Origin of the sequence: Yinghuangia sp. ASG 101, assembly GCF_021165735.1 — a bacterium.
Classification (GTDB): domain Bacteria; phylum Actinomycetota; class Actinomycetes; order Streptomycetales; family Streptomycetaceae; genus Yinghuangia.
Genome location: NZ_CP088911.1, coordinates 4622019 through 4640153, shown reverse-complemented (window position 1 = coordinate 4640153; position 18135 = coordinate 4622019). Strand labels below are relative to the sequence as shown.

Genomic DNA, 18135 nt, shown 5'->3' with positions numbered 1-18135 from the left:
CGCAAGCGGCCTTCGTGTCGCCGGGGCCACCGGCACACGAGGGCCGTGGCGCGGGACCGCCTTCGTACCGCCGGGTCACCGGCGCGGTCGGCCGACCCGGCCGGCCCCGGCCGGCCTCAGAGGCCGAGAAGCGCCGGGAGTTCGCCCATGCCGCGGAAGACGGTGTCGGCGGCGGCCAGGTGCTCGGGCGGGGTCATCGCGGCGTGGCCGTGGACCCGCATGCCCGCGGCCTGGGCGGCCCGGACGCCGAGCGGGCTGTCCTCGACCACGTCGCAGTCGGCCGCGCGCACGCCCATTTTCGCCGCGGCCAGCAGGAACAGGTCCGGGGCGGGCTTGCCGCGGGCGACGTCCTGGCTGCTGAAGATCCGCGCGTCGGGGAAGCGGTCGAGCAGACCCGCGACCTCCAGGGTGACGCGGATGCGCTCGTGCGTACCGGACGACGCGACGCAGTACGGGACTTCGGCGGCGTCGAGCGCGTCCAGCACGTCGGCGACGCCCGGCACCGCGGTGAGCCCGGCGCGGAACGCCGCGAACACCGCCTCGTGGTACGTGTCCTCGAAGTCGGCGGGCAACTCGCGGCCGTGCCGCGCGCGGTTGAGGTCGCGGACCCGCGCCATCGAGCCGCCCAGGTAGTCGCGGATGGACTCCTGGGTCGTGGTGGGGATTCCGTACGACGTCAGAATGCGCGCGAGGGCGGCGTTGGCGAGGAGTTCGCTGTCGACGAGGACGCCGTCGTTGTCGAACACCACCGCTCCGGGACGCCGGACTCGGTCCTGACGGTCCGTCACTTCAGGCCCTCGGCAAGCTCCTTCGACCGGTTGGCGGCGGCCTCCAGGGCGGCGAGGAGGGCCGCGCGCACCCCGTGGTTCTCCAGTTCGCGGATCGCCGCGATCGTGGTGCCGGCGGGCGACATGACGGCTTCCCGCAGCAGCGCGGGGTGTTCGCCGGAGTCGCGCAGCATCGCGGACGCGCCCACGGCGGCCTGCACGATCAGGTCGTGCGCCGCGGCCCTGGGCAGGCCGAGCAGGATGCCGGCGTCCGTCATCGCCTCGACGAGGAGGTAGAAGTAGGCCGGGCCGGATCCGGACAGCGCGGTGACCGCGTCCTGCTGCTTCTCCGGGACGCGGATCGTCTTGCCGACGCCCCGGAAGATCTCCTCGGTGCGCTTCAGGTGGTCCTCGGTGGCGTGCGCGCCCGCGGAGATGGCGCTCATGGCCTCATCAACCAGCGCCGGGGTGTTGGTCATCACGCGCACGACCGGCGTCCCGGGGGCGAGCCGGCGTTCGAGGTACGCGGTGGGGATGCCGGCCGCGCCGGAGATCACGAGGCGGTCGGCGGGGATCTGCGGGCCGAACTCGTCGAGCAGCGTGCCCATGTCCTGCGGCTTGACGGTGACGATGAGGGTGTCGGCGGTCTTGGCGGCCTCCGCGTTGGACACGGCCTCGACGCCGTAGCGCCCGTGCAGTTCCGCCGCCCGCTCGGCGCGGCGCGCCGTGACCACCAGGTCGCCGGGGCTCTTGCCGCCGCGGAGCATTCCGGACAGCAGCGCCTCGCCGATTTTGCCCGTGCCGATCACCGCGACCCGCTGGGTCATGTGTCCACCTCTGCCTTGAGTGCGTGAGACTGCCGTGCCGCGCCCCTCCGGTCAGGACCGGCCGGCCAGGGAGCGCAGGAAGAATGCCACGTTGGCGGGCCGCTCCGCGAGGCGGCGCATCAGGTACCCGTACCACTGGTCACCGTACGGCACGTAGATCCGCACCCTTTCGCCCTGGGCGGCGAGACGGGCCTGCTCGGCGGGGCGGACGCCGTACAGCATCTGGAACTCGTAGCCGCCCGGCGTGCGGCCGTTGCGGGTGGCGAGCACGCCGGTCAGCTCGATCAGGCGCGGGTCGTGGGTCGCGACCATGGGGTAGCCGGCGCCGGCCATGAGGACCTTCAGGCAGCGGACGAAGTTGCGGTCGACGTCGGCGCGGGCGGTGTACGCCACCGACGGGGGTTCGTCGTACGCGCCCTTGCACAGGCGCACGCGCGACCCGGCGCCGGCGAGGTCGCGGCAGTCGGCCTCGGTGCGGCGCAGGTACGCCTGGAGCACGGCGCCCACCCAGGGGTAGTCGGCGCGCAGTTCGCGCAGGGCCGCCAGCGTGCCGTCGGTGGTGGTGTGGTCCTCCATGTCGAGCGTGACCGTGGTGCCGTGGGTCGCGGCCTCGGCGCAGATGGCCCGGGTGTGGTCGAGAGCGATCGCGGGGCCGTCGCCGGGGAGGTCGCGCCCGACGGCGGAGAGTTTGACGGAGACCTCCGCGTGCCGGGCGAGGCCGGCGTCGGCGAGGCGGCGCAGCAGCGTGAGGTACGCGTCCCGGGTGGCCCGTGCGCGGTCGGGATCGAGGGTGTCCTCGCCGAGGTGGTCGATACTCGCGAACAGGCCTTCACCGGCGAGGCGTTCGGTCACCCGGACCGCGTCGAACGCCTGCTCTCCGGCGACGAAGCGGTGGACCAGGCCGCGGGTGACGGGGGCGGTCTCGACGAGGTTCTTGACCTTGTCGCTGTGGGACGCGGAGAGCAGGACCTGGCGCAGCACGGGGCCTCACTTCACGGCGGAGGGACGGCTGCCGAGGCGCATGCGCGCCCGCGTCGAGCCGTGCACGTCAAGCGTCCAGATTAAGACGAAAAGCGAACGAACAACCGGATCGGGCGACAGGGGTCGGTCGCGCGCGAGCCGCGCCGGTCACGTCGCGTGACGAAGGGGGGTCTCGCCGGGCAGGCTGGGCGTTTCGGGCGCGTCGAGACGGGCCCGCCGCCCCGGATCAGGTGGTCGGGGCGGCGGGTGGGGTTGCCGTGGGAGCGGGTGTCAGTCGAGCAGTGTCACGTCGCGGACGGCGCCCTTGTCGGCGGACGTGGCCATCGCGGCGTAGGCCTTCAGCGCGGTGCTGACCTCGCGGTCGCGGTTCGCGGGGCGGTACTTGCCGAGGGTGGCGAGCAACCTCTCGCGGCGGGCGGCCAGTTCGTCGTCGGAGACGTCGAGGTGGATGACCCGGTTGGGGATGTCGACGCGGATGGTGTCGCCGTCCTCGACGAGTGCGATGACGCCGCCCGCCGCCGCCTCAGGCGAGACGTGGCCGATCGAGAGCCCCGACGTACCGCCGGAGAAGCGGCCGTCGGTGATCAGCGCGCACTTGGCGCCGAGGCCCCGGCCCTTGAGGAAGGACGTCGGGTAGAGCATTTCCTGCATGCCCGGCCCGCCCTTGGGGCCCTCGTAGCGGACGACGACGACGTCGCCCTCCTTGACGCGCTTGGTGAGGATCGCCTCGACGGCGTCCTCCTGCGACTCGACGACGACCGCGGGGCCGGAGAACGTCCAGATGGACTCGTCAACGCCCGCGGTCTTGACGACGCAGCCGTCCTCGGCGAGGTTGCCGACGAGGATGCCCAGGCCGCCGTCCTTGCTGTACGCGTGGGCGAGGTCGCGGATGCAGCCGTTCTCGACGTCGACGTCCAGCGTCTCCCACCGCTCGGACTGGCTGAACGCGCTGGCCGAACGCACGCAGCCCGGCGCGGCGTGGAACAGCTCGACGGCCTCCGGCGACGGCGAACCGCCTCGGATGTCCCACGTCTTGAGCCACTCGGCGAGCGAGTCGGCGTGCACCGCGTGGACGTTCTCGTGCAGCAGGCCTGCCCGCTGCAACTCGCCGAGCAGTGCGGGGACGCCGCCCGCGCGGTGCACGTCCTCGACGTGGTAGGGCGCGTTGTTGGGCGCCACCTTGGCCAGGCACGGCACGCGGCGCGACAGCGCGTCGATGTCGCCCATGTCGAAGTCGACCTCGCCCTCCTGGGCGGCGGCCAGCAGGTGCAGGATCGTGTTGGTCGAGCCGCCCATCGCGATGTCGAGCGCCATGGCGTTCTCGAAGGCGTCGCGCGTCGCGATGCCGCGCGGCAGGACGGTCTCGTCGTCGTGGTCGTAGTAGCGCCGGCACAGCTCGACGGCGGTGGCGCCCGCCTGCTCGTACAGCGCCTTGCGGGCGGTGTGCGTAGCGAGCACCGAGCCGTTGCCGGGCAGGGCCAGGCCCATGGCCTCGACCAGGAAGTTCATCGAGTTCGCGGTGAACATGCCCGCGCACGAGCCGCACGTGGGGCACGCGGCGTCCTCGATGCGCTCGAGGTCCTCGTCGGAGACCGCGTCGGACGCCGAGTCGGCGATCGCGGTGATCAGGTCGAGGTGCGCGCGGACCGTTCCGTCGACCAGGACCGCCTTGCCGGCCTCCATCGGGCCGCCGGAGACGAAGACCGCCGGGATGTTGAGCCGCAGCGCGGCCATGAGCATGCCCGGGGTGATCTTGTCGCAGTTGGAGACGCAGACGACGGCGTCGGCCTGGTGCGCGTTGACCATGTACTCGACGGCGTCGGCGATCAGCTCGCGGGACGGCAGCGAGTAGAGCATGCCGCTGTGGCCCATCGCGATGCCGTCGTCGACGGCGATCGTGTTGAACTCGCGCGGGACGCCGCCGGCGGCCTTGATCGCGTCGGAGACGATGCGCCCGACGGGAGCGAGGTGGGTGTGGCCCGGTACGAACTCGGTGAAGCTGTTCGCGACCGCGATGATCGGCTTGCCGAAGTCTTCGCGCTCCACACCGGCGGCCCGCAGGAGCGCGCGGGCACCCGCCATGTTGCGGCCGTGGGTGACCGTCCGAGACCTCAGTTGCGGCACTTAAGCACACCTCGCTCTTGAGTCCGAGTCGTCGTCCGCGGCACCCGGCCGTCGCGGAGGGGCGGGAGGGGGTGCACGGATCGCGGTACAGACGAGCTTACGTCCGGTGCGCGCCGGGCGGAGGTGCCGTCCAGGATGCGACCACGGCCGGCGTGTCAGCCGACCTCGGCCGGGGCCGCCAGATGCAGGCGGGTGAAGGCGAGCGCTTCGGCGAGGTCGGCCTCACGCTCCGCCTTCGAGGAGACGCGCCGCGTGTTGACCTCCAGGACGACCGTGCCGTCGAACGCCTGCCGGGCCAGGTGTTCGAGGAGCGCCGCGCACGGCTGCGTGCCGCGCCCGGGGATCAGGTGCTCGTCCTTGATCGAGCCGCTGCCGTCCGCGAGGTGGATGTGGCCGAGGCGGCGGTCCATCTTGGCGGCGAGCGCCATCGCGTCGCTGCGGGACGTCGCGGTGTGCGAGAGGTCGAGCGTGAAGTGCCGGAAGTCCTCGTCGGTCGGGTCCCAGTCGGGGGCGTACGCCGCGACCTCGCGCTCCCGGTAGCGCCACGGGTACATGTTCTCGACCGCGAACATCACGTCGGTCTCGTTCGCCATGCGGTGGATGCCCCGCACGAAGTCGCGGGCGTATCCGCGCTGCCAGCGGAACGGCGGGTGGACGACGACCGTGCGCGCCCCGAGGCGCTCGGCGGCCACGCGGGCGCGGACGAGTTTGTCCCACGGGTCGGTGCCCCACACACGCTGCGTGATCAGCAGGCACGGCGCGTGCACCGCGAGGACGGGCACGCCGTGGTGGTCGGACAGCCGGCGCAGCGCCTCGACGTCCTGGCTGACCGGGTCGGTCCAGACCATCACCTCGACGCCGTCGTAGCCCAGGCGGGCGGCCATCTCGAAGGCGTCGGCGGTGGTGTCGGGGTAGACGGACGCGGTGGACAGGGCGACCTTGGCGTCCGGGACGCGCAGGACGGCGTCCGGGGCGCGCCCCTCCGCGGCGGGCGCGGTGGCGGCCGGTGCCGGCGCGTCGGGCACGGCCGCGTCCGGCGCCGCCGCGGACACGTCGTCCGGGCGGCGCGCGGGGTGATCGTAGGGCTCCCTGACGTCGGCCACGTCGCCAAGAGTAGAACGCCCGGCGCGGGTCGGGGTCGGTCGCACCCGGGTCGCCGCCGCCGACCGGAGGCGTGCCTTCCGCTCCGGCGGCGGCGAGAGGCCTCGGAAACCGCCGGGTCAGGGCGCCGGAACGGGCTCAGGCGTGCCCGGCCATCCAGTCCAGGCGCCGCAGGATGATGCCCTCGCGCAGGGCCCACGGGCAGATCTCCAGCTCGGGCAGGTCCAGCAGGTCCAGCGCCGCGTCGGCGACGACGGCCCCCGCGACGAGCTGCGACGCTCGCCCCTCGGACACGCCGGGCAGAGCCGCGCGTTCCTCGGTGGTCATCGCGGCGAGCCGGGGAAGCCACTCGGCGAGCGCGGTGCGGGTCAGCACGCGCTCGACGTACGGGCCCTGGCTGGTGCCGGGCGCGCCGGCGATCCGGGCGAGCTGCTTGAACGTCTTCGACGTCGCGACCACGTGGTCCGGCCGCCCGAGACGGCTGAAGTCGACGACGGTGCGGGCGATCTCGGCCCGCACGTGCTTGCGCAGCAGCCGGACGTCGTCGGAGTCGGGCGGGTCGCCGTGCAGCCACGTGCGGGTCAGCCGGCCCGCGCCGAGCGGCAGCGACACGGCGGCGTCGGGGTCCTCGTCGATGCCGGCGGCGACTTCGAGCGAGCCGCCGCCGATGTCGAGCACCAGCAGCCGGCCGGACGACCAGCCGAACCAGCGGCGTACCGCGAGGAAGGTGAGCCGGGCCTCCTCGGCGCCGCTGAGCACCTGGAGGTCGACCGCGGTCTCGCGCCGCACGCGGGCGAGGACGTCCTCGCCGTTGGGGGCGTCGCGCAGCGCGGACGTCGCGAACGGCAGCAGGTCCTCGACGCCTTTGTCCTCGGCGATCTCCAGCGCCTCGGCGACCGTCTCGACCAGGCGCTCGGTACCGGGTGCGCCCAGGCGCCCGTCCGGTTCGAGGAGTTCGGCCAGCCGAAGCTCGGTCTTGTGGGAGTAGGCGGGCAGCGGCCGGGCGCCCGGGTGGGCGTCGACCACGAGGAGGTGGACCGTGTTGGAGCCCACGTCGAGAACACCGAGTCGCATGCGCTGACGCTAGCCGACGGTGCGGGGGCGGTGACACCGCCCGGTACGCGTCTACGCTTGGCGCGTGCCCGAAGTGAGTCTGGATTTCCCCCGTGCCTGGTTCGAGTTCACCGACCCCGCCCCGCGCGAGGACCCCGAGGACGCCGAGCAGGTCTTCCGCTGCGACCTCACGTGGCTCACGTCCCGCTGGACCTGTGTGTTCGGCAGCGGCTGCCACGGGATCGCGGCGGGCCGCGCCTCCGACGGATGCTGCACGCTGGGCGCGCACTGGTCGGACGAGGACGACGAGGCGCGCGTCACCAAGTGGGTCGAGCGGCTCACGCCCGAGACGTGGCAGCACCACGCGACCGGCACCGCCGACGGCATCACCGAGCCCGACGAGGACGGCGAGCCCCGGACGCGGCGGGTGGACGGCGCCTGCCTGTTCCTCAACCGCCCCGGGTTCGCGGGCGGCGAGGGCTGCGCGCTGCACGCGCAGGCGCTGCGCGAGGGGCGCCACCCGCTGGAGTCGAAGCCGGACGTGTGCTGGCAGCTCCCGATCCGCCGGACGTACGACTGGGTCGACCGGCCCGACGACACGCGGGTGCTGCTGGTGGGCATCGGCGAGTACGACCGGCGCGGGTGGGGGCCCGGCGGGCACGACCTGCACTGGTGGTGCACGGGTGCGCCGGAGGCCCATGTGGGTGCGGATCCGGTCTATGTGTCGTACGAGCCCGAGCTGCGCGAGCTGATGGGCGATCCGGCGTACGAAGAGCTGGCGAAGGCGTGTGCGGCGCACATGGCGGCCCGCTACGCGCCCCACCCGGCCGATCCGGTGTAGCCCGCCGGGGCTCAGCCGCCCGCCCCGGGGTCGGGCGGCGGCCGGGAGGTCCGCGGGCGCACGGTCGCGGTCGACCGCGTCGGCCCCGGGCTGTCGTCGTCGGTGCTGCCGTCGATCCACACCCGTGAACCTCCGGGCTCGATCAGGACGTTCGCCGACCAGGTGCCGCTCGGGGCGGCGGCCGAGTCGACCCGCACGGTCACCGTCTCGGTGGCGCCGGGCGCGAGCGTCCCGGCGCGTCTGCTCACCCGCAGCCACGCGGCCGACGGCTCGGCCGTCCAGTCGACCGGTTCCGCCCCGGTGTTGCGCAGGGTGATCACCGTGCGGTCACTGTCGTGCGCGGCGTCCACGGCCAGCGGGGAGGCGCGGCGGTCGGCGGCGGGGTCGGGGGCCGCGAAAGGCCGGAGCGGCGGCCCGTCCGGCGTCGCGGCGTCCGACGCGATCGGGCCGGACGCGGGCGCGTCCGCCGACGCGGCGGCCGGGCTCGGTGCCGCGGGCGCCGCCGTTCGGGAGGGCGTCGGGGCCGTGCTCCGCGGCTCGGCCCGGGGCTCCCCGTGGGGTGCGGCGGGCGACGGCTCGGCGGAGGCGGCGGAATGCCGCGCCGGGCCGGTGTCGGGTGCCGGGGCCGTCGGCTCCGGGCGCGCCCCGGAGTCGAGGACGTCACCGGGGTTCGGCGGCGGCGCGCTCGTGACGCGGGCCGCCGAGATCGAGGTGTCGCGCCCGGCATGGCGGTCGCCTTGGGTGGCCGCCTGCCACAGCACCAGCGCGGGCACGGTCGCGACGGTCGCGACGACCACCGCGACCAGCGTCATGCGGCTCCGGTCGCGCTGTCGCCGCCCGGTGCCGGGAGGTGAGACGGGGAAACCGGTGTGGTCGAACCTGGCCGCCCGGCCCGACAGTTCGGCGGGGCGGTGGGCGGGCCGGCCGCGCCCGACGTCGCCGAGCACGGCGGCCCGCAGACCGGCGGGCGGCGTGACCGTGGGCAGCGCCCGGGGGGAGGCCGCGGGGCCGGTGGTCGGTGCCAGGCGCGCGGCGGCGAGACGCGTGTACGGACGGCAGCGCGCGCACGTGTCGACGTGGGCGACGAGCCGGTCGCGTATGCCCGGGGCTGCCACCTCGGCGGCGAGGCCGGAGCCCTCGGGGCAACGCGGCGCGGCCCGGGCGCCGTCGAGAGCGGCGCGGGTGCGGTCCACTTCCCGCCCGGCGGCCACCACGACGCCGCGGGCGTGGGACTCCTCCCACCCGAGGACGGCGGCGAGGCCGCGCGCGTCGAGGCCGTGGCGGACCGCGAGGTCGAGCGCCTCGCGCTGCCCGGGCGGCAGGCCGACCGACTCGGGCCAGGCGAGCAGCGCCAGTTCGTCGCGTGTGCGGGCGGGGTCGCCCGGGCCGGGTTCGTCCGGGTCGGGCGGCTCCGGCGGCGGGCCGGCGTCGGCGGGGTCGGGCCGCGCGGGCGTGCCGGGGTCGGGGTCGGGGACGTCCGACGCGGCGGGGCCGCCCGCGTCGAGCCGGACGAGGCATTCGTACCGGGCGAGGGCGTACAGCCAGGGCTTGAGGAGACCGAGGTCGGGGAGCCGGCCGATGTGGCGGTCGGCGAGCACGAAGGTGCTGCGCAGGGACGAACCGGCGGCCGCGTGGTCGCGGAGAACCGAGAGGCAGTAGGTGTAAAGCCCTTCGGCGTAGGCGTCGTACGCCGCTCGGCCCCACGACTGTGCCGCGTGCGGCGTAACCGGTTCCGTCACAGGGCGACGGTAGGCGGCGCGCGCCCGGGAATCCGGGTTTATTGCACTTTCATACGCCTCATGGGAGCGATAATCACACATTCGAGTGAACTCTGACGCCGGGCCGGCCGTCGTCCCGAGGCGGAAGGTTTCTCCGCCCCGAGCGGGACGGACCGCACCCGCGCCCGCGGGTCCGCCGCCACGCGTGTCGGTGCCGGCCGCTACCGTGCCGCCCATGGCCAAGACCTCCGGGGCGTCCGCGAAAGCCCGCCCGTCGTACCGCTGCACCGAGTGCGGGTGGACCACACCGAAGTGGCTGGGCCGCTGCCCGGAGTGCCAGGCGTGGGGCACCGTCGAGGAGTTCGGCTCCCAGTCGAAGCTGCGCACGGTGAGCGCGGGCCCCGTGACGACGCCCGCGCTGCCGATCGGGCGCATCGACGTCGAGGCCGCGCGCTTCCACACCACCGGGGTCGACGAGCTCGACCGCGTGCTCGGCGGCGGCGTGGTGCCGGGCGCGGTGATCCTGCTGGCCGGCGAGCCCGGCGTCGGCAAGTCGACGCTGCTGCTGGACGTCGCGAGCGCGTTCGCCACCCCGCGCGCGCCGACGCTGTACGTGACGGGCGAGGAGTCGGCGTCGCAGGTCCGGTTGCGCGCGGGCCGCATCGGCGCGCTCAACGACCACCTGTACCTCGCCGCGGAGACCGACCTCTCCGCGCTGCTCGGCCACGTCGACGCCGTCAAACCCGCGCTGCTGGTCGTCGACTCGGTGCAGACCGTCGCGTCGCCCGAGATCGACGGCGCGCCCGGCGGGGTCTCCCAGGTGCGCGAGGTCGCGGGCGCGCTGATCCGGGTCGCGAAGGAACGCGGCATCGCCACGATCATCGTCGGCCACGTCACCAAAGACGGCTCGATCGCCGGGCCGCGCCTGCTCGAACACCTCGTCGACGTCGTCCTGCACTTCGAGGGCGACCGCCACGCGCGCCTCCGCCTGGTCCGCGCGATCAAGAACCGGTACGGCGCCGCCGACGAGGTCGGCTGCTTCGAACTCCACGACGAGGGCATCAAGGGCCTGCCCGACCCCAGCGGCCTTTTCCTCACGCAGCGTCAGGAGCCGGTCGCGGGAACGTGTGTGACGGTGACTCTGGAAGGCAAGCGCCCACTCGTCGCCGAAGTCCAGGCGCTGGTGGCCCCTTCGCAGATCCCGACACCGCGCCGCGCCACGTCCGGGCTGGATTCCGCGCGCATGTCGATGGTGCTGGCGGTGCTCGAACGACGCGGCGGCGTACGGCTCGACAAGACCGAGATCTACACCGCGACGGTCGGCGGCGTACGCCTCACCGAGCCGGCCGCCGATCTGGCGGCGGCGCTGGCCCTCGCCGGGGCCGCCGCGGACCACCCGCTCCCGGCCAAGCTGGTCGCGGTCGGGGAGGTCGGGCTGGCCGGCGAGGTGCGCCGAGTCACGGGCGTACAAAGGCGGTTGGCCGAGGCGCACCGGCTCGGTTTCACGCACGCGCTGGTGCCGCCGGACCCCGGAAAAGTGCCCGACGGAATGCGTGTGACCGAAGTGGCCGACATCTCGGGGGCGCTGCGCGCATTCTCCCTTGTGTCGCAACGCTAGACTTTTCCACCGATCTTTCTCAGCGGGAGCGGGGCCGGCCACCGGGCGACAACCGGGCGCGGCACCCGTCACCGCAGCCGGGGACGGCGACGACCACGGGGAGTTCTGTGGCAACGAATGACCGGACCGACAAGGGCGCGGCCGATCAGGCCCTGGTGCGGGCTTCGCTGATGGCGGTGGCGCCGGGCACGGCGCTGCGCGACGGTCTCGAACGCATCTTGCGCGGAAACACCGGCGGCCTGATCGTCCTCGGCTTCGACAAGACCGTCGAGTCGCTGTGCACGGGCGGGTTCGTCCTCGACGTCGAGTTCTCCGCGACCCGGTTGCGCGAACTGTGCAAGCTCGACGGCGGCCTGGTGATCGACCGGGAGTTCACCAAGATCGTGCGGGCGGGTGTGCAGTTCGTTCCCGACCCGTCGATCCCGACCGAGGAGACGGGCACGCGGCACCGCACCGCCGAGCGCGTCAACAAGCAGACCGGCTACCCGGTCGTCTCGGTGAGCCAGTCGATGCGCCTGATCGCGCTGTACGTCAACGGCCGCCGCTACGTGCTCGAAGACTCCGCGGCGATCCTGTCGCGGGCCAACCAGGCGCTCGCGACGCTGGAGCGCTACAAACTGCGCCTCGACGAGGTCTCCGGCACGCTCTCCGCGCTGGAGATCGAGGATCTGGTGACGGTGCGCGACGTCTGCGCGGTGTCGCAGCGCCTGGAGATGGTGCGCCTGATCGCCCGTGAGATCGACGGCTACGTCGCCGAGTTGGGCACCGACGGACGCCTTCTCGCGTTGCAGCTCGAGGAGTTGATCGCGGGTGTCGAGCCGGACCGCTCGCTGGTCGCCCGCGACTACATCCCCGAGCGCGCCCTCAAGCGGGGCCGTACGGAGACCGACGTGCTCGACGAGTTGGACGACCTGACGCACACCGACCTGCTCGACCTGCCGACGGTCGCCCGCGCGCTGGGGTTCACGTCCAGCGCCGAGGTGCTCGACTCGGCGGTCAGCCCGCGCGGGTACCGGCTGCTCGCCAAGGTCCCGCGGCTGCCACCGGTGGTCATCGAGCGGCTGGTGGAGCACTTCGGCGGGCTGCAGAAGCTGCTGGCCGCGAGTGTCGACGACCTCCAGGCCGTCGACGGTGTCGGAGAGGCGCGGGCGCGCAGCGTGCGCGAGGGCCTGTCGCGTCTCGCCGAGTCGTCGATTCTGGAGCGCTACGTCTGACGGCTCGGCTCCCCAACAGCGGAAGGGCACACCCGCGAGGGTGTGCCCTTCCGCTTGTGCCCGCCTGTCGGCCTCAGCCGGGGGTCACCCGGCGACGAGCCACTTGTACTCGTTGCTCGCCCAGTTGACCCCGGCGACGGTGCCCTTGGCGACGAACAACGCGCCGGGGGGCGGTGTCGCGAGCGTCGGGACCGGGCCGCTGCAGCGCGCCGGGTCGCTGCGCGTCCAGTTCCACGTCCAGGTGTGGACCACGGACTTGCCGGGCTGGATCTGCGTGATGACCTGCTGGTTGGACGCGCAGTGCCCCGGCGACCAGATGATGTCGTTCCCCGACCGGATCTCCACCGTCGCGGACGTCTGCGCCATGTCGACGGCACACGTCTCGGTACCGGTGTTGCGGATCTCCAGGGTCAGCTTGACCTGCTCGCCGACCCGGAACCGGGTGTTCTCCGGGCGGTCGCCGGTGAGTTTGAGCTGCGTCGCCGGGGACTGGCACATCAGCAGCCCGTTGCCGCCGTTCGCGCCGCCCGCACCGCCGTTGGCGGCGCCGGGCTGCGGGGCCTGGCCCTGGCCGTTCGTGCCCGTCGCGCCGCCGTCGGCCGCGCCCGCGGCGCCCGTCGCGCCCGCGGTCGCCGCGGAACCGTTGGCGTCACCGCCCGCCGGGCCGCCCGCGGAGCCGCCCGTCGTGCCGGGCGCGGCCGGGGCGCCGTCGCCGCCCGTCGCACCGCCCGCGGCGGCACCGGGCTGGACCGGGCCGCCGGCACTCGGGGCACCCGGGCTGATGACGCCGGGGCTCTCCGGCGCGCTCGGCGGCGGGGAACTGCTCTCCGAGGAAGCGTTCTTCTTGTCGTCGCCGCCACCGCCTCCGGCGGTGCACGCGAACGCGACAAGGGCGATCAGCACGGCAAGGGCGACCAGCACGATTGCCCGGCGGCGCCAATACACGGACGGGGGTAGATGGCCGACGGGGCGGGTCACAGAGTCCACCGGGAAACTCTATGGCCGCGGACTACGCCGTCCGGGTCAGCCGCGCCGCATCAGCGCGGGGATTTTGGATGTTGAGACGCCCTGTTGAGGGGCGGTTTCCGGCAAACCACCGCAACCGTCGCGAGTGATCGCCGCGTAACTCGTCCGGGTGAGATTTCGGCGGTCTTCGCGTCGTTCGGCATGACAGGATCAGGGGGTCATGCCTCATGCACTCAACGACCTCGTGATCGACTGGTACGAGGAGCACGCCCGCGATCTGCCGTGGCGCACACCGGACGCGACGCCGTGGGCCGTCATGGTCAGCGAATTCATGCTCCAGCAGACACCGGTCAACCGCGTCCTGCCCATGTACAAGGCGTGGCTGGCCCGTTGGCCCACGCCGACCGCGCTCGCGGACGAGCAGCCCGGCGAGGCGGTACGCGCGTGGGGCCGCCTCGGCTACCCGCGCCGCGCGCTGCGCCTGCACGCCGCCGCGACCGCGATCCGCGACCTGCACCAGGGCGAAGTCCCGCGCGACCACGACAAGTTGCTCGCGCTGCCGGGGGTCGGCGAATACACCGCGGCGGCCGTCGCATCGTTCGCGTTCCGGCAGCGGCACGCGGTCCTGGACACCAACGTGCGGCGGGTGTTCGCCCGGACGATCGACGCGACCGAGTATCCGCCGCAGTCCACCACGGCCGCCGAGCGGCGCACCGCGACCGGCGCGATGCCGCTCGACGACGAGACCGCCGCCACCTGGGCGGTCGCCGTGATGGAACTGGGCGCCCTGGTCTGCACGGCGCGCTCGCCGCGCTGCGGCGACTGCCCGGTGTCGGCGCTGTGCGCGTGGCGGCTCGCGGGCAAACCGGCGTACGACGGTCCGCCCCGGCGCGGCCAGACGTACGCCGGGACGGACCGCCAGTGCCGGGGGCGCCTGCTGGCCGTACTCCGCGACAGCACCGCCCCGGTCGCCCAGGCCGCGCTGGACAAGGTCTGGGAGGACCCGGTGCAGCGCGCGCGGGCGCTGGACGGCCTGGTCGCCGACGGCCTGGTCGAACCGGTCGCCGACGGCGTCTACCGCCTGCCGTCGGGCGCCCCGGTCTCCGCGTAGCCGACACCGACCGCCACGCCCCCACGACGTCCGGCAAGCCCCTGTCCTCGGTGCCCGGCCGTCGGGCCCGGTCTCCGTGGGGGCGGCGCGACGGCGGTCCGGCTCCCTCGCATCCGCGACGGCTCCGGGCCGCGTCGTCGGCGCGTTGCCCGTTCCTCCCGACGGAGTGCGGCGCCCCGACGTGCCCGCGGCCGAGTGCCGCCACGCCGTCCTCCCCGGTCACTCCTCCTCGGGAACCGGTGTGTGGCGCCAGGCGGCCGTCACGTACTCCGGTTCCGGGCACATCGCCGCGGCGAGCCGCAGGTACGGGGCCGCCTCGGGCCCGCGGCCCGCGCGCTCCAGGGTGCGGCCCAGCGCGTGCAGCGCCCACGCGTCGCGCGGGTCCAGGTCGACCACCCGGCGCAGCGTGGCCTCCGCGCGCCCCAACTGCGCGGATCCGAAATAGGCGCGCGCGGCCAGGAGTTGCACGGACAGGTTGTCGCGCTCGGCGTCCAGCGCCGGCTCGATGAGCTTGAGCGCCCCCAAGGGGTCGCGGGCCTCCACCATCTGCTGTGCCCGACGGTAGCTCTCCACGGTCATGGCGGACATCTGTGCCGTCACGTCGGCTCCCTTCGCACGTCCGGGCGATCAGGACACCGGCGTCAACCGCTCCGGGGGCGGCCGTGTTCCCGGGGGCCGGCGGACGGCCCGGGCGGGCTGGGCAGGGATGTGGCGGGTGCGGCGAAAGCGTCCGGTGGTGCGGATGGGGCGGTTTCCCGGGAGGGTGGGCCCGGCGTGCCCCCCGCCTCCCCCGCCTCCCCCGCGTCTCCTGCCTCGGGCGCCTCGGGTGCCTCGGGTGCCTTCGCGAACCCTTCGAGGCCCGCGAAGGCGAGGGCGAAGCTCCTGTCGATGACGGCGTCGCGCGCCTGCCGCGGCAGGCGGGCGAGGCTCGTGTCGATCAGCAGCGTCGCGACCCCGTGCACCGAGGCCCACAGGGCGATGTCGGTGAAGGGCCGCAGCTCGGGGGACAGGGCGCCGGTCGCGACGAGTTCGTCCAGCGCGTCCGACATCACCGTGTAGGACGGGTCGCGCACCCCCGCGGGGCCGTCCGTGGCCTCCATGGCCTCGGCGGGCGCCTCCGCGTGCTGGTCGACGCCCGCGCGCGTGGTGCTGCGGAAGATCAGCCGGAACAGACCCGGCTCGGCGAGCGCGAAGTCGACGTAGCCCTGCCCGCTCGCGCGGATGCACCGCAACGCCTCGTCGGCTCGGTCGGCGCACGGTGTGCCGGCGTCGAGATTGGCGCGCACGCGCTCGGTCATCATGCCGAGAGCGTGGTTCTTGACCTCCTCGAAGAGGTCGCGGTGGTTCTCGAAGTGCCGGTAGGCGGCGGTCGACGACACCCCGGTCGCGCGGGCCACCTCGCGCAGCACCAACGCCTCCGGGCCGCCTTCGCGCACCAGTTCGGTCGCCGCCTCGACGAGCGCGTTGCGCAGGTCGCCGTGATGGTACGCGCGACGCCGTGCGACCTTCTCCGCTGGTTTGTCTGGTTTCGCCACGCGTCTCTCCTTCGATCTCGACTCCCATGTTGACAGCGACAACATTGGCTGCCAAGTTATCAGTGCAAACAATGTTGACGGAATAAACATTCACGTGGGGCAGCCACCATGCTGGAACGCATCGGAAAAATCGCCGCGTATCGCGCGCGCACCGTCCTCATCACCTCCGTCGTCCTGCTGGTCGCCGCCGCGATCGTCGGCTTCGGAGCGTTCGGCGTCCTCGAAGGCGAGGGCTTCGACGACCCCGCCTCCGACTCCTCCAAGGCCGACCGACGCCTTGAGGAAGTGTTCGGCAAGGCACCGGAGTTGATCGTCGAAGTACACGCCCGCACCGGGTCCGTCGACGCACCCGAGGTCGCCGACGCCGGCCGCCGCTTGACCGAGGCGCTCGGCGCCGAGGAAGGCATCGACGGCGCGATCTCCTACTGGACCACCGGCGCTCCCGCGCTCAAGGCGAACGACGGCACCAAGGCCCTCGTGATCGCCCAGACCGACGACGACATCGAGGAACTCCCGGCAGGCGTGCGCTCCGCACTCGCCTCCGACCTCGCCGCGGACGGGCCCATCACCGTCAGAATCGGCGGTGGCGCGGCACTCGGCCCCGAGGTCAACGCCCAGGTCGGCAAGAGTCTCGGGATCGCCGAGGGCATCGCCGTCCCGGTCACGCTGGTCCTGCTCGTCCTGGCGTTCGGCAGCGTCGTGGCGGCGCTCGTCCCCCTCGCCATCGGCTTCGTCGCCATCATGGGCACGTTCGGCGAGCTGTTCGTGCTCGGTTCGCTGACCGACGTGTCGATCTTCTCCATCAACCTGACGACCGCGCTCGGCCTCGGCCTGGCGATCGACTACGGCCTGCTCATCGTCGCCCGGCACCGCGAACTCGTGCACGCCGGCGCGACGGTCCCCGAAGCGGTCGTCCGCACGGTGCAGACGGCCGGCCGGACCATCGTCTTCTCCGCCGCCACGGTGGCCGCGGCGCTCGCGGTGCTCCTGGTGTTCCCGATGTACTTCCTGCGCTCCTTCGCGTACGCCGGCATCGGGGTCGTCGCGATCTCCGCACTCGCGGCGCTCTTCATCGCCCCCGCACTGCTCGCGGTGCTCGGCCCGCGCGTCGAGTACGGCCGCATCAAGGGCGTCAAGGGAGTCCAGGGCGCCGAGACACCGTTCTGGAGCAAACTCGCCGGCGCCGTCGCCAAACGGCCGGTGCTCACCGCCGCGCCCGTACTGGTCGTCCTGCTCGTCGCCGCGGCTCCGCTGCTGGGCGTCAAGTTCGGCACCCCCGACGAGCGGGTGCTCCCGTCGGGCAGCGCGATCCACCAGGTCGGGGACGCGCTGCGCGAGGACTACCCGGGCGACGAGACGCACACCATCGACGTGGTCGTCACCGGCTCCGGCGCCAACACCGACCTCGCCGCGTACGCCACCGACATCTCGGCGCTGCCGGGCGTCGCACGCGTCGACACCGCCCACGGCGCCTTCGCCTCCGGCGGCCCCGCGGCCGGCCCGGCGAACGCCGCCCTGGCCCGGCCCGACGCGCAACTGCTGTCCGTGGTCACGTCGTTCGCCCCGAAGTCGGATGACGTCCAGGACTTGGTGCGCGACATCCGCGCGGTACCCGAGGCCCCGGACACCGACACCCTCGTCGGCGGCGACGACGCCGAACTCGTCGACACCAAGCAGGCCATCGCGGACCGCATCCCGCTCGCCGTCGCCCTCATCGCGCTGACGACGTTCGTGGTCCTGTTCCTGTTCACGGGCAGCATCGTGCAGCCGCTGCGCGCCCTCGTCCTCAACGGCCTCAGCATCGCGGCGGCCATGGGCATCACCGTGTGGGTGTTCCAGGACGGCCACTTCGCCGACCTGCTCGGGTTCACCCCGCTGCCGATGGACACCTCGATGACGGTGCTGCTGTTCTGCATCGCCTTCGGACTCTCCATGGACTACGAGGTGTTCGTCATCAGCCGCATCAAGGAGCTGCACGACGCCGGGTACTCCGACACCGACGCGGTCACCCACGGGCTCGCCCGCACCGGCCGCATCGTCAGCACCGCGGCCGTGCTGCTCGCCGTCACCTTCGTGGCGTTCCTGACCAGTTCCGTCAGCTTCCTGCAGCTGTTCGGCCTGGGCGCCGCCGCGGCGATCCTCATCGACGCGACGCTGGTGCGCGGTGTGCTCGTCCCGGCGACGATGCGCCTGCTGGGGCCGGCCGCGTGGTACGCGCCGAAGGGCCTGCGGAAAGCCCACGAGAAGATCGGCCTCAGCGAGGCCTGACCCGAGGACTA

15 protein-coding genes are annotated in these 18135 nt (G+C 73.6%); 5 read left to right on the top strand and 10 right to left on the bottom strand.

Going from position 1 to position 18135, the window contains the following annotated elements:
- Nucleotides 1-116: 116 nt before the first annotated feature.
- The 6 genes from LO772_RS19900 to LO772_RS19875 form a co-directional block, all read right to left on the bottom strand.
- Complete coding sequence (locus tag LO772_RS19900; protein WP_231779639.1) at nt 117-749, bottom strand: HAD family hydrolase; 633 nt, start codon at nt 747-749, stop codon at nt 117-119.
- A gap of 35 nt (nt 750-784) precedes the next feature.
- Nucleotides 785-1594 carry a pyrroline-5-carboxylate reductase gene (gene proC / locus LO772_RS19895; protein WP_231773375.1) on the bottom strand — a complete coding sequence of 270 codons (810 nt, stop codon included), beginning with the start codon at nt 1592-1594 and terminating at the stop codon, nt 785-787.
- Nucleotides 1595-1645: 51 nt separating this feature from the next.
- Nucleotides 1646-2575 (bottom strand): proline dehydrogenase family protein, encoded by a 930-nt coding sequence (locus LO772_RS19890; RefSeq protein ID WP_231773374.1) that lies wholly within the window; start codon nt 2573-2575, stop codon nt 1646-1648.
- A 270-nt stretch (nt 2576-2845) separates the two neighbouring features.
- Nucleotides 2846-4699 (bottom strand): dihydroxy-acid dehydratase, encoded by a 1854-nt coding sequence (ilvD, locus tag LO772_RS19885; protein WP_231773373.1) that lies wholly within the window; start codon nt 4697-4699, stop codon nt 2846-2848.
- Nucleotides 4700-4854: 155 nt separating this feature from the next.
- Complete coding sequence (locus tag LO772_RS19880) at nt 4855-5658, bottom strand: sugar phosphate isomerase/epimerase family protein (protein WP_231779638.1); 804 nt, start codon at nt 5656-5658, stop codon at nt 4855-4857.
- A 280-nt stretch (nt 5659-5938) separates the two neighbouring features.
- Nucleotides 5939-6874 (bottom strand): Ppx/GppA phosphatase family protein, encoded by a 936-nt coding sequence (locus LO772_RS19875; protein WP_231773372.1) that lies wholly within the window; start codon nt 6872-6874, stop codon nt 5939-5941.
- 64 nt (nt 6875-6938) lie between these two features.
- On the opposite strand from LO772_RS19875, the gene LO772_RS19870 reads away from it, so the two are divergent.
- Nucleotides 6939-7694 (top strand): hypothetical protein, encoded by a 756-nt coding sequence (locus LO772_RS19870; protein ID WP_231773371.1) that lies wholly within the window; start codon nt 6939-6941, stop codon nt 7692-7694.
- 11 nt (nt 7695-7705) lie between these two features.
- Here the strand turns inward: LO772_RS19870 and LO772_RS19865 are convergent, their stop codons facing one another.
- Complete coding sequence (locus tag LO772_RS19865; protein WP_231773370.1) at nt 7706-9433, bottom strand: BACON domain-containing protein; 1728 nt, start codon at nt 9431-9433, stop codon at nt 7706-7708.
- Between the two features lie 214 nt (nt 9434-9647).
- Here LO772_RS19865 and radA point away from each other — a divergent pair, with 214 nt between their 5' ends.
- Both radA and disA read left to right on the top strand, forming a co-directional pair.
- Complete coding sequence (radA, locus tag LO772_RS19860) at nt 9648-11030, top strand: DNA repair protein RadA (protein WP_231773369.1); 1383 nt, start codon at nt 9648-9650, stop codon at nt 11028-11030.
- A gap of 107 nt (nt 11031-11137) precedes the next feature.
- A complete protein-coding gene (gene disA / locus LO772_RS19855; RefSeq protein ID WP_331717258.1) occupies nt 11138-12244 on the top strand; it encodes a DNA integrity scanning diadenylate cyclase DisA in 1107 nt (368 codons plus the stop codon).
- A gap of 84 nt (nt 12245-12328) precedes the next feature.
- Here disA and LO772_RS19850 read toward each other — a convergent pair whose 3' ends face one another.
- Entirely contained in the window at nt 12329-13231 is a 903-nt protein-coding gene (locus LO772_RS19850; protein WP_231773368.1) for a hypothetical protein, read from the bottom strand.
- A 199-nt stretch (nt 13232-13430) separates the two neighbouring features.
- On the opposite strand from LO772_RS19850, the gene LO772_RS19845 reads away from it, so the two are divergent.
- Nucleotides 13431-14321, top strand: coding sequence for an A/G-specific adenine glycosylase (locus LO772_RS19845; RefSeq protein WP_231773367.1), 891 nt, complete (start codon nt 13431-13433; stop codon nt 14319-14321).
- Between the two features lie 219 nt (nt 14322-14540).
- On the opposite strand, the gene LO772_RS19840 is transcribed toward LO772_RS19845, so the two are convergent.
- Both LO772_RS19840 and LO772_RS19835 read right to left on the bottom strand, forming a co-directional pair.
- The gene (locus LO772_RS19840; protein WP_231773366.1) at nt 14541-14921 is read right to left on the bottom strand and encodes a tetratricopeptide repeat protein; all 381 of its coding nucleotides are present in this window, start codon (nt 14919-14921) and stop codon (nt 14541-14543) included.
- Nucleotides 14922-14962: 41 nt separating this feature from the next.
- Nucleotides 14963-15856, bottom strand: a complete 894-nt coding sequence (locus tag LO772_RS19835; protein WP_231773365.1) for a TetR/AcrR family transcriptional regulator — start codon at nt 15854-15856, stop codon at nt 14963-14965.
- Nucleotides 15857-15964: 108 nt separating this feature from the next.
- Between LO772_RS19835 and LO772_RS19830 the strand changes: the two genes are divergently transcribed.
- Nucleotides 15965-18124 (top strand): MMPL family transporter, encoded by a 2160-nt coding sequence (locus tag LO772_RS19830; RefSeq protein ID WP_231773364.1) that lies wholly within the window; start codon nt 15965-15967, stop codon nt 18122-18124.
- Nucleotides 18125-18135 lie beyond the last annotated feature (11 nt).

Coding starts and splice junctions, on each gene's coding strand:
- proC (WP_231773375.1), bottom strand. CDS start 1,594: ATGACCCAGCGGGTCGCGGTGATCGGCACGGGCAAAATCGGCGAGGCG.
- LO772_RS19875 (WP_231773372.1), bottom strand. CDS start 6,874: ATGCGACTCGGTGTTCTCGACGTGGGCTCCAACACGGTCCACCTCCTC.
- radA (WP_231773369.1), top strand. CDS start 9,648: ATGGCCAAGACCTCCGGGGCGTCCGCGAAAGCCCGCCCGTCGTACCGC.
- LO772_RS19845 (WP_231773367.1), top strand. CDS start 13,431: ATGCCTCATGCACTCAACGACCTCGTGATCGACTGGTACGAGGAGCAC.
- LO772_RS19830 (WP_231773364.1), top strand. CDS start 15,965: ATGCTGGAACGCATCGGAAAAATCGCCGCGTATCGCGCGCGCACCGTC.